This is a genomic window from Micromonospora sp. WMMC241 (assembly GCF_027460165.1).
Taxonomy (GTDB): Bacteria; Actinomycetota; Actinomycetes; order Mycobacteriales; family Micromonosporaceae; genus Micromonospora; species Micromonospora humi.
On the sequence record NZ_JAPZBF010000001.1, the window covers coordinates 1,185,457 to 1,196,824 of the forward strand.

At 64.7% G+C, this 11,368-nt stretch carries 7 protein-coding genes and 3 rRNA genes; 7 read left to right on the plus strand and 3 right to left on the minus strand.

The annotated features are described in order from the left end of the window. Window positions 1-2: 2 nt before the first annotated feature. Entirely contained in the window at window positions 3-665 is a 663-nt protein-coding gene (locus O7598_RS05720; RefSeq protein WP_091069591.1) for an ATP-dependent Clp protease proteolytic subunit, read from the plus strand. 226 nt (window positions 666-891) lie between these two features. Further along, a complete protein-coding gene (clpX, locus tag O7598_RS05725) occupies window positions 892-2,184 on the plus strand; it encodes an ATP-dependent Clp protease ATP-binding subunit ClpX (RefSeq protein ID WP_091069593.1) in 1,293 nt (430 codons plus the stop codon). 24 nt (window positions 2,185-2,208) lie between these two features. Here clpX and O7598_RS05730 read toward each other — a convergent pair whose 3' ends face one another. Continuing rightward, window positions 2,209-2,847 (minus strand): helix-turn-helix domain-containing protein, encoded by a 639-nt coding sequence (locus O7598_RS05730; RefSeq protein WP_269690329.1) that lies wholly within the window; start codon window positions 2,845-2,847, stop codon window positions 2,209-2,211. Between the two features lie 26 nt (window positions 2,848-2,873). Between O7598_RS05730 and O7598_RS05735 the strand changes: the two genes are divergently transcribed. Together O7598_RS05735 and O7598_RS05740 are read left to right on the plus strand one after the other, a co-directional pair. Beyond that, on the plus strand, window positions 2,874-3,707 hold the full coding sequence (locus O7598_RS05735) for an EamA family transporter (protein WP_269690330.1): 834 nt from the start codon (window positions 2,874-2,876) through the stop codon (window positions 3,705-3,707). A 41-nt stretch (window positions 3,708-3,748) separates the two neighbouring features. Further along, window positions 3,749-4,546, plus strand: coding sequence for a carbon-nitrogen hydrolase family protein (locus O7598_RS05740; protein ID WP_269690331.1), 798 nt, complete (start codon window positions 3,749-3,751; stop codon window positions 4,544-4,546). 5 nt (window positions 4,547-4,551) lie between these two features. Here the strand turns inward: O7598_RS05740 and O7598_RS05745 are convergent, their stop codons facing one another. Next, on the minus strand, window positions 4,552-4,773 hold the full coding sequence (locus O7598_RS05745; protein WP_269690332.1) for a hypothetical protein: 222 nt from the start codon (window positions 4,771-4,773) through the stop codon (window positions 4,552-4,554). Between the two features lie 646 nt (window positions 4,774-5,419). On the opposite strand from O7598_RS05745, the gene O7598_RS05750 reads away from it, so the two are divergent. The 3 genes from O7598_RS05750 to rrf all read left to right on the plus strand — a co-directional run bounded on the left by O7598_RS05750 (window position 5,420) and on the right by rrf (window position 10,619). Beyond that, a 16S ribosomal RNA gene (locus O7598_RS05750) occupies window positions 5,420-6,934 on the plus strand. Window positions 6,935-7,313: 379 nt separating this feature from the next. Beyond that, window positions 7,314-10,423, plus strand: a 23S ribosomal RNA gene (locus tag O7598_RS05755). A 79-nt stretch (window positions 10,424-10,502) separates the two neighbouring features. After that, window positions 10,503-10,619, plus strand: a 5S ribosomal RNA gene (rrf, locus tag O7598_RS05760). The 16S, 23S and 5S rRNA genes sit together here, the layout of an rRNA operon. A 69-nt stretch (window positions 10,620-10,688) precedes the next feature. Here the strand turns inward: rrf and O7598_RS05765 are convergent. After that, entirely contained in the window at window positions 10,689-11,366 is a 678-nt protein-coding gene (locus tag O7598_RS05765; protein WP_269690333.1) for a hypothetical protein, read from the minus strand. Between the last annotated feature and the right edge of the window lie 2 nt (window positions 11,367-11,368).

Genomic DNA, 11,368 nt, shown 5'->3' on the forward strand with positions numbered 1-11,368 from the left:
CGATGACCGACCTGAGCCTGCCGCCCCAGTTCGCGGCCGTGCACAACCGCTACGTCCTGCCGTCGTTCGTCGAGCGCACGTCGTACGGGATGAAGGAGTCGAATCCCTACAACAAGCTCTTCGAGGACCGGATCATCTTCCTCGGCGTCCAGGTGGACGACGCGTCGGCAAACGACGTGATGGCCCAGCTGCTGACGCTGGAGGGCACCGACCCGGACCGCGACATCATCATGTACATCAACTCGCCGGGTGGGTCCTTCACCGCCATGACGGCGATCTACGACACCATGCAGTACGTCCGTCCGGACATCCAGACGGTCTGCCTCGGTCAGGCGGCCAGCGCGGCGGCGGTGCTGCTCGCCGCGGGCACCCCGGGCAAGCGGATGGCGCTGCCGAACTCCCGGATCATCATCCACCAGCCGGCCACCGAGGGTGGCTACGGTCAGGGGTCGGACATCGAGATCCAGGCGCGGGAGATCCTGCGGATGCGGACGCAGCTGGAGGACATGCTGTCCCGCCACTGCAACCGGCCGATCGAGCAGGTTCGCAAGGACATCGACCGTGACAAGATCATGACGGCCGAGGAGTCCAAGGAGTACGGGCTGGTCGACACCATCCTGACCAGCCGCAAGAAGGGTCTGCTGGCGACTCACGCCGCGGGCTGAGCACGTGCGGGGTCGGAGGTCGGTCGGGGGTGGACCCCGGCCGACCTCTGACACACCCGTTTTGGGGGTCGGAGAAAACCCGGCCACCGGGTAACGTCGGGTCTGTACCGCTCCGGGTCGGATCGGGTGGAGCCGACAGCACAGTGGGACGACAGGGACGGACGGGCGCCGCGGCGCCCGCAGGTCAGGGCCGGCGCTCCGGCCGATGAGTGCAGGGAGAACGTAGGTGGCACGGATCGGTGACGGCGGCGACCTACTGAAGTGCTCCTTCTGTGGCAAGTCGCAGAAGCAGGTCAAGAAACTCATCGCGGGTCCCGGGGTCTACATCTGCGACGAGTGCATCGATCTCTGCAACGAGATCATCGAGGAAGAGCTGGCCGAGTCCGGCGAGGTGAAGTGGGAAGAGCTTCCCAAGCCGATGGAGATCTGCCAGTTCCTCGACAACTACGTCGTGGGTCAGGAGCAGGCCAAGAAGGCGCTCGCCGTCGCGGTCTACAACCACTACAAGCGGATCCAGGCCGAGGCCGCCGGCGCGCCGGGCTCCGGCAGCGACGGCGTCGAGCTGGCCAAGTCCAACATCATGCTGCTCGGCCCGACCGGCTGCGGTAAGACCCACCTGGCGCAGACCCTGGCCCGGATGCTCAACGTGCCGTTCGCGATCGCCGACGCCACCGCGCTCACCGAGGCGGGCTACGTCGGCGAGGACGTGGAGAACATCCTCCTCAAGCTGATCCAGGCCGCCGACTACGACATCAAGCGCGCCGAGACCGGCATCATCTACATCGACGAGGTCGACAAGATCGCCCGTAAGTCGGAGAACCCGTCGATCACCCGGGACGTCTCCGGCGAGGGCGTGCAGCAGGCGCTGCTGAAGATGCTGGAGGGCACGGTCGCCAACGTGCCGCCGCAGGGCGGCCGGAAGCACCCGCACCAGGAGTTCATCCAGATCGACACCACGAACGTGCTGTTCATCTGCGGTGGCGCGTTCGCCGGCCTCGACCAGATCATCGAGGCCCGCACCGGCTCCGGCGGCACCGGCTTCGGCGCCCGGCTCCGGTCGGTGTCGGAGCGGTCGACCGATGACATCTTCAGCCAGGTCATGCCGGAAGACATGTTGAAGTTCGGGCTGATCCCCGAGTTCATCGGCCGGCTCCCGGTGATCACCAACGTGCGCAGCCTCGACCGGGGCGCCCTGGTGAAGATCCTCACCGAGCCGCGCAACGCGCTGGTCCGGCAATACCAGCGCCTGTTCGAGCTCGACGGCGTCGAGCTGGAGTTCGAGCAGCCGGCGCTGGAGGCCATCGCCGACCAGGCCATGCTCCGCGGCACCGGCGCCCGTGGCTTGCGGGCCATCATGGAGGAGGTGCTCCTCTCCGTGATGTACGAGGTGCCGAGCAACCCCGACGCGGCCCGGGTGCTGATCACCCGGGAGGCCGTCCTGGAGAACGTCAACCCGACCATCGTGCCCCGCGAGTTCACCGGCCGGCGTCGCCGGGACCGCGAGGAGAAGTCGGCCTGAGCCGTCGCCGCGACCGCGCCCGAGTCAGCTCGGGCGCGGCCCGCGTGACCGGGTCCGCCGGTCCCACTCGCCCGACGGTGTCGCCGTCACCATCATCAGGCGTACCGGCGCGTCGCCGGCGGTGCGATAGCCGTGCGGCCGGTCGGCGTGGAACTCCACCGTCTCGCCGGCGCGCACTTCGTGGTCGACGCCGTCGACGGTGACGGTCAGGGCTCCGTCCAGCACGTGCAGGATCTCCCGGGTGCCGGGTGGGTGGTCGGGGGAGTGCAGGGCCTCGCCGGGCCGCATCCGCCAGTCCCAGAGCTCGACCATGTCCGGTTCGCCGATGCCGCTGAGCAGGCGCGCCGCGCCCCCGTTCGCGCCGCGCCACAGCACCGGTGCCTCGTCCGCGGCGGTCACCCGCACCGTGTTCTCCTCGGCGGGCTCCAGCAGTTGCGCGATGTTGACGCCGAAGGCGTCGGCGACGCGGCAGAGCGTGCCGATGCTCGGGTTGGTGCGCGCGCCCTCGATCTGCACCAGCATGCCCTTGCTGACCCCGGACCGGCCGGCCAGTTCCTCGAAGGACCAGCCGCGGGCGGCCCGCAACTCGCGTACCTGCCGGGCGACCGCGGCGGTCACCGCACTCACCCGTCCACCGGTGTCGGTCAACATACTGTCCTTCACGGTCACTATTATGGTACGACTACGGGATGCTCCCCATTGTGCTCGCCGCGGTGTCCGCGATCGCGTTCGGCACGGCCGACTTCTCCGGCGGCAAGGCGTCGAGGCACGCCGACCCGATCGCGGTGACGGTGGTGTCCCAACTGCTCAGCCTGCCGCTGCTGATCGTGCTGGTGCTCGTCGTACCCGGCACCCCGAACGGCGCCGACCTGGCCTGGGGCCTGCTCGCCGGGGTGGCCGGCGCGGCCGGTGTCATGCTGCTCTACCGCGCGCTGGCCACCGGTGTGATGGCGGTGGTCGCACCGGTCACCGCGATCACCGCCGCGGTGGTGCCGGTGGTGGCCGGCCTGCTCGTGGCCGACTCCCCGGGTGCCGTGGCGCTCGGTGGCGCCGGGCTCGCCGTGGTGGCGATCGCGCTCGTCAGCCTGGGCGAGCGCGGTGGCGCCGGTCGCATTTCCGGCCGGGTCATCGGCATCGCGCTCGCCGCGGGCCTGCTCTTCGGCATCTTCTTCGCGCTGCTGGGCCAGGCCGACGCCGGCGCCGGGATGTGGCCGGTGCTGGCGGTACGCGTCAGCTCGGTCGCGTTCGGCCTCGCGCTCGCCGCCCGCACCGGCGTGCGCCTACGGGTGGGCCGGCGGGTGCTCGGCTGGGCCGCCGCGGCCGGCCTGCTCGACTCCGCGGCGAACGCGCTCTTCCTCGCCGCCGCCGGGCGGGGTCATCTCAGCGTGGTGGCCGCCATCGCGTCGCTCTATCCGGCGAGCACGGTCCTGCTCGCGCTCGCCGTGGACCGGGAACGGCTGCGCCCGGTCCAGTTGGCCGGGCTCGGGGTCGCCGCCGCCGCGCTCGTGCTGGCCAGCGTCTGAGCCCTGTCGTCGAGCGGCCCGGAGCCCGTACCCTCGGTGTCATGCGCGTCGCCGTCTGCCAGCTCAACGCCCGCGACGACCGGGCGGCGAACCTCGCCGCCGCCGAGGACCTGCTGGTCAGGGCCGCGGCGGCCGGCGCCGATCTCGCCCTCCTCCCGGAGTACGTCGACTACCTCGGCCACGCCGACCGGATGCCGCCGGCCGAGCCGGTCGACGGCGAGGTGGGGCGGTTCTTCGCCGCGACCGCGCGCCGGCTCGGCCTCTGGGTGATCGCCGGTTCGTTCCACGAGGCCGGCCCGGACCCGGCGCACACCTGGAACACCTCGCTGGTCTTCGACCGGGAGGGCACGCTCGCCGCCGCCTATCGCAAGATCCATCTGTACGACGTGGAGATCCCCGGCCGCGTCTCCTACCAGGAGTCGGCCACCGTCGCGCCGGGGGAGAAGCCGGTGGTGGTCGACGTGGAGGGTCTCCGGGTCGGCCTGTCGATCTGCTACGACCTGCGGTTCCCCGAGCTCTACCGGCAGCTCGCCGTCGACGGCGGCGCCGAGCTCCTGGTCGTGCCGGCCGCGTTCATGATGCACACCGGGCGGGACCACTGGGAGGTGCTGCTCCGGGCCCGGGCGATCGAGAACCAGTGCTTCGTGGCGGCCGCCGGCCAGACCGGCGACCACGAGCCGGGCCGCACCTGCTTCGGGCGGAGCATGGTGGTGGACCCGTGGGGGACGGTGGTGAGCCAGGTCGCCGACGGTCCGGGCCTGGCGGTGGCGGAGATCGACCTGGACCGGCTGCGCACCGTTCGGGCCGAGCTGCCCAGCCTCGCCAACCGCCGGCTCTGAACGGGTCAGGTCTCCAGGAGCAGGCCCACCACCGCGAAGCCGGCGATCGCCGCCGCGGTGATCAGCAGCGCGGTGGTCATCCGGGACGGGCCGCGCCGGGCGAGGCGCCGCACCGACAGCAGCAGTACGGCGAGTACGAACGCCCCGATGACCAACTGCCAGAACGGCAGCAGGAGACCGAGCAGGGCCTCCTCGGCGAGGGCCGGACGTCGGGACAGGTCAGCCATGCCGACCACTCTGGCACGGCGGGCGGCGGCCTGTACTTCTCCGAGCGGTCCTTTCCTCAGGTGCGGCAGCTCGCCGAGGACAATGACGATCATTGATTTGCCTTCCGGGGCCGCTCCGCGTAACTTTCTCTCTGCACGCGGGAGGCCGGGGCAAACCGGCCGAGAACGGGCGCCGGGCTGGTGGCGGTGACGCCGAGCCAGACCGAGGATCCGGGTGGTGCGGAACGACTTCGGAGACACGGAGTTGCGAACGCGAAGCCGACCGGGTAGAGTTCGAAAGCCGGCAGGGAGCCGGGCGGGTGGTTGCGAAAGCGACGCCGGCCGGTCCGCCGAAAACCACGGGAGCAGCGACCACCGGAAACGGTGAGCGTCAGCGTGGGTCGACTCGAACCAAGTTGATCGCCTCGAACCTGAGGTTGACAGCGAAAGTCGGGTCGGGTAAGTTAGAGAGGTTGCCCCAAGCGGGGGTTCTACGGTGTAGGGCTTCTAATTGGTGTGTGGTTGTTCTTTGAGAACTCAACAGGGTGCTTGTAAAGCCAGTGCCAATTGTTTTATACCCCGGACTGGTGGCTGTCTTCGGATGGTTGCTGGTTGGGATTCCTTTGGCAACACTTTTGTTGCCAGGACATTGTGTCCGACAAAGTTTTTGTTGGAGAGTTTGATCCTGGCTCAGGACGAACGCTGGCGGCGTGCTTAACACATGCAAGTCGAGCGGAAAGGCCCTTCGGGGTACTCGAGCGGCGAACGGGTGAGTAACACGTGAGCAACCTGCCCTAGGCTTTGGGATAACCCCGGGAAACCGGGGCTAATACCGAATATGACCACGTGCCGCATGGTGTGTGGTGGAAAGTTTTTCGGCCTGGGATGGGCTCGCGGCCTATCAGCTTGTTGGTGGGGTGATGGCCTACCAAGGCGACGACGGGTAGCCGGCCTGAGAGGGCGACCGGCCACACTGGGACTGAGACACGGCCCAGACTCCTACGGGAGGCAGCAGTGGGGAATATTGCACAATGGGCGGAAGCCTGATGCAGCGACGCCGCGTGAGGGATGACGGCCTTCGGGTTGTAAACCTCTTTCAGCAGGGACGAAGCGTAAGTGACGGTACCTGCAGAAGAAGCGCCGGCCAACTACGTGCCAGCAGCCGCGGTAAGACGTAGGGCGCGAGCGTTGTCCGGATTTATTGGGCGTAAAGAGCTCGTAGGCGGCTTGTCGCGTCGACCGTGAAAACCTGGGGCTCAACCCCAGGCCTGCGGTCGATACGGGCAGGCTAGAGTTCGGTAGGGGAGACTGGAATTCCTGGTGTAGCGGTGAAATGCGCAGATATCAGGAGGAACACCGGTGGCGAAGGCGGGTCTCTGGGCCGATACTGACGCTGAGGAGCGAAAGCGTGGGGAGCGAACAGGATTAGATACCCTGGTAGTCCACGCTGTAAACGTTGGGCGCTAGGTGTGGGGGGCCTCTCCGGTTCCCTGTGCCGCAGCTAACGCATTAAGCGCCCCGCCTGGGGAGTACGGCCGCAAGGCTAAAACTCAAAGGAATTGACGGGGGCCCGCACAAGCGGCGGAGCATGCGGATTAATTCGATGCAACGCGAAGAACCTTACCTGGGTTTGACATGGCCGCAAAACTTGCAGAGATGTAAGGTCCTTCGGGGGCGGTCACAGGTGGTGCATGGCTGTCGTCAGCTCGTGTCGTGAGATGTTGGGTTAAGTCCCGCAACGAGCGCAACCCTCGTTCGATGTTGCCAGCGCGTTATGGCGGGGACTCATCGAAGACTGCCGGGGTCAACTCGGAGGAAGGTGGGGATGACGTCAAGTCATCATGCCCCTTATGTCCAGGGCTTCACGCATGCTACAATGGCCGGTACAATGGGCTGCGATACCGTGAGGTGGAGCGAATCCCAAAAAGCCGGTCTCAGTTCGGATCGGGGTCTGCAACTCGACCCCGTGAAGTCGGAGTCGCTAGTAATCGCAGATCAGCAACGCTGCGGTGAATACGTTCCCGGGCCTTGTACACACCGCCCGTCACGTCACGAAAGTCGGCAACACCCGAAGCCGGTGGCCCAACCCTTGTGGAGGGAGCCGTCGAAGGTGGGGCTGGCGATTGGGACGAAGTCGTAACAAGGTAGCCGTACCGGAAGGTGCGGCTGGATCACCTCCTTTCTAAGGAGCACCATCCAGCGAAAGCTGGTATGGAGCCCGCGACCTGCGAATGTCGGGTCGGGGTGCTCAGATGGCGGAGACACTGGTTAGTTTTTCCTCGGCAACGGCCGGGATCCTTCTAGTACTGCTCGCCTTCGGGTGGGTGTGGAGCGGAGTCCTGGTGCGGCTGGGGGAGGGCGTAGAGCACCCTGTTGGGTCCTGAAGGAACAACCACGGTTGTTGTCTTCAGAGCCGATGCCCGAGGTGATGCCTCGGGGTGGCGCCAGGCATGGCCTGGTCTCGCATACCGCCGGCGGTTGCCGGGTCGTTGGTGTGGGACTGTTCGGGTTGTGGGTTGGTTGTTTGTTGAGAATTGCACAGTGGACGCGAGCATCTTTGTGGTCAAGTTGTCAAGGGCGAACGGTGGATGCCTTGGCACCAGGAGCCGATGAAGGACGTGGGAGGCCGCGATAGGCCTGGGGGAGCTGTCAACCAAGCTGTGATCCCAGGGTGTCCGAATGGGGGAACCCGGCATCAGTCATGTGATGTCACCCGCACCTGAACACATAGGGTGTGTGGGGGGAACGCGGGGAAGTGAAACATCTCAGTACCCGTAGGAAGAGAAAACAATTTAGTGATTCCGTGAGTAGTGGCGAGCGAAAGCGGATCGAGGCTAAACCGGCGGCGTGTGATACCTGTCAGGGGTTGCGTGGTCGGGGTTGTGGGACCCTGCTGATTGTGCTGACACACAGTCGAGAAGTTACAAAGCCAGTGGTTAGTCGAACAGTCTGGAATGGCTGACCGTAGACGGTGATAGTCCGGTAGGTGAAAGCTGCTGGTCTTCTGTGGGTGTTCCCGAGTAGCGGCGGACTCCTGAAATCTGCCGTGAATCTGCCAGGACCACCTGGTAAGCCTAAATACTTCCTGGTGACCGATAGCGGACGAGTACCGTGAGGGAATGGTGAAAAGTACCCCGGGAGGGGAGTGAAATAGTACCTGAAACCGTTCGCCTACAATCCGTCGGAGCCTTACGGGGTGACGGCGTGCCTTTTGAAGAATGAGCCTGCGAGTTAGTGGCATGTGGCGAGGTTAACCCGGGTGGGGGAGCCGTAGCGAAAGCGAGTCTGAATAGGGCGTATTCAGTCGCATGCTCTAGACCCGAAGCGGAGTGATCTAGCCATGGGCAGGCTGAAGCGCGGGTAAGACCGCGTGGAGGGCCGAACCCACCAACGTTGAAAAGTTGGGGGATGACCTGTGGTTAGGGGTGAAAGGCCAATCAAACTCCGTGATAGCTGGTTCTCCCCGAAATGCATTTAGGTGCAGCGTCGCGTGTTTCTTGCCGGAGGTAGAGCACTGGATGGTCTAGGGGGCCCACAAGCTTACCGAAATCAGCCAAACTCCGAATGCCGGTAAGTGAGAGCGCGGCAGTGAGACTGCGGGGGATAAGCTTCGTAGTCGAGAGGGAAACAGCCCAGATCACCAGCTAAGGCCCCTAAGCGTGTGCTAAGTGGAAAAGGATGTGGGGTCGCATAGACAACCAGGAGGTTGGCTTAGAAGCAGCCACCCTTTAAAGAGTGCGTAATAGCTCACTGGTCAAGTGGTTCCGCGCCGACAATGTAGCGGGGCTCAAGCACACCGCCGAAGCTGTGGCATTCACATTTCAACTTCGCCAGGTCTTGATATCTGGTGCAGGTGTGTGGATGGGTAGGGGAGCGTCGTGCCGGGGGTGAAGCGACGGGGTGACCTAGTTGTGGACACGGCACGAGTGAGAATGCAGGCATGAGTAGCGAAAGAAGGGTGAGAAACCCTTCCGCCGGATGACCAAGGGTTCCAGGGCCAGGCTAATCCGCCCTGGGTGAGTCGGGACCTAAGGCGAGGCCGAGAGGCGTAGTCGATGGACAACGGGTTGATATTCCCGTACCCGCGAAAGAGCGACCCTGACGAACCTCGTTGTGCTAACCACCCAAACCATCCAAGACCTTCGGGTTGAGGGTGGGGAGCGTGGGAACCTGGCGGGTAGTAGTCAAGCGATGGGGTGACGCAGGAAGGTAGCTGAGCCCGGCCGGTGGTTGTGCCGGGGTAAGCGTGTAGGCCGTGCCGTAGGCAAATCCGCGGTGCATATAGGCTGAGACGTGATGCCGAGCCGATTCAGGTGAAGTCAGTGATCCTATGCTGCCGAGAAAAGCCTCTAGCGAGTTCTTAGCGGCCCGTACCCCAAACCGACACAGGTGGTCAGGTAGAGAATACCGAGGCGATCGGGCGAACTGTGGTTAAGGAACTCGGCAAATTGCCCCCGTAACTTAGGGAGAAGGGGGGCCGGAGACGTGAAGCCCCGCGCGGGTGGAGCGTTGTATGGCCGCAGAGAGCAGGGGGAAGCGACTGTTTACTAAAAACACAGGTCCATGCGAAGAAGTAATTCGATGTATATGGACTGACGCCTGCCCGGTGCTGGAACGTTAAGGGGACCTGTTAGCTCTTCGGGGCGAAGCGGAGAACTTAAGCGCCAGTAAACGGCGGTGGTAACTATAACCATCCTAAGGTAGCGAAATTCCTTGTCGGGTAAGTTCCGACCTGCACGAATGGCGTAACGACTTCCCCACTGTCTCAACCACAGGCCCGGCGAAATTGCATTACGAGTAAAGATGCTCGTTACGCGCGGCAGGACGGAAAGACCCCGGGACCTTTACTATAGCTTGACATTGGTATCTGAATTAGCTTGTGTAGGATAGGTGGGAGCCGGTGAAGTCCATACGCCAGTATGGGTGGAGGCAATCTTGAAATACCACTCTGGTTGATTTGGGTATCTAACTTCGGACCGTTATCCGGTTCAGGGACAGTGTCTGGTGGGTAGTTTAACTGGGGCGGTTGCCTCCTAAAGGGTAACGGAGGCGCCCAAAGGTTCCCTCAGCCTGGTTGGCAATCAGGTGTTGAGTGCAAGTGCACAAGGGAGCTTGACTGTGAGACTGACAGGTCGAGCAGGGACGAAAGTCGGGACTAGTGATCCGGCACTGGCATGTGGAAGCGGTGTCGCTCAACGGATAAAAGGTACCCCGGGGATAACAGGCTGATCTTCCCCAAGAGTCCATATCGACGGGATGGTTTGGCACCTCGATGTCGGCTCGTCGCATCCTGGGGCTGTAGCAGGTCCCAAGGGTTGGGCTGTTCGCCCATTAAAGCGGTACGCGAGCTGGGTTTAGAACGTCGTGAGACAGTTCGGTCCCTATCCGCCGTGCGCGTAGGATACTTGAGAAGGGCTGTCCCTAGTACGAGAGGACCGGGACGGACGAACCTCTGGTGTGCCAGTTGTCCCGCCAGGGGCACGGCTGGTTAGCTACGTTCGGAAGGGATAACCGCTGAAAGCATCTAAGCGGGAAGCTCGCTTCAAGATGAGGTATCCCACCCACTTTGTGGGGTAAGGCCCCCAGCTAGACGACTGGGTTGATAGGCCGGAAATGTAAGCCCGGTAACGGGTTCAGTTGACCGGTACTAATAGGCCGAGGACTTGACTACCAAGCTGCTACGCGTCCACTGTGCAACTCTGAACAAACGGCGACCCGGTTTTGAGGGTTGTTTGACATGTTCATAGAGTTACGGCGGTCATGGCGGAGGGGAAACGCCCGGCAACATTCCGAACCCGGAAGCTAAGCCCTCCAGCGCCGATGGTACTGCACTCGGGAGGGTGTGGGAGAGTAGGACACCGCCGGACAATCTTTCAATGAGGGCCACCCCTGACGGGGGTGGCCCTCATTGCATTTCCCCGTTTCCGGGGAGCGGCTCAGCGGCGCTGGACGCCCTCGCGGATCTGCCGGAACAGCACCGCGGCGTCGTCGACCGGGCGGCCCGGGAACATCCCCATCGCCACGCTGCCGTGATCGGCCCAACCGCAGACCGCGAAGTCGCCGCCGTCGCCGCTCGTCCGGCCACACTTCATCACGCCGCCCAGGCGGCCGGCGTCGACCTCGTGGAGACCGGCCACCTTGCCGGTCTCGTCGGCCATCAGGTCGAACAGGGTGTCCAGGTCACGCTCGGGCTGCCAGAGCAACGTGGTGCCGCCGAACAGCAGCACCGAGCGCTTCGCGTCCGCCGGATCGGTGTAGACCGTGCCGAAGCTGCGGTCCAGGTCGATGTCGGCGGCGAACCCGTCGCGCAGGTACTCGGCGGTGCTGCGGGCCCGATCGCTGTCGTCGCGGGTGAGCCCGGCCACGCCGGACGGCTGGCTCAGCCGGGTGTCCTTCTCCTGGTAGACCCGCCACCCGGCGGTGCCGAGCGCGGCGGCGCCGGCGAGACCCACCACCAGGGCGGCGGCCAGCACGATCTTCCGGCGCCGGGACACGGGCTGCCGTTCGGGCTCCTGTGCCGGATCGCGGCGGCTGAGTTGGATCGGTTCGTCGGTCAACTCGACCGGACCGTTGCCCCCGTCGACCGGACGCTCGGTGAGATGCGCGTCGGACATGT

Coding starts and splice junctions, on each gene's coding strand:
- O7598_RS05765 (WP_269690333.1), bottom strand. CDS start 11,366: ATGTCCGACGCGCATCTCACCGAGCGTCCGGTCGACGGGGGCAACGGT.
- O7598_RS05720 (WP_091069591.1), top strand. CDS start 3: ATGACCGACCTGAGCCTGCCGCCCCAGTTCGCGGCCGTGCACAACCGC.
- O7598_RS05735 (WP_269690330.1), top strand. CDS start 2,874: ATGCTCCCCATTGTGCTCGCCGCGGTGTCCGCGATCGCGTTCGGCACG.
- O7598_RS05745 (WP_269690332.1), bottom strand. CDS start 4,773: ATGGCTGACCTGTCCCGACGTCCGGCCCTCGCCGAGGAGGCCCTGCTC.
- O7598_RS05740 (WP_269690331.1), top strand. CDS start 3,749: ATGCGCGTCGCCGTCTGCCAGCTCAACGCCCGCGACGACCGGGCGGCG.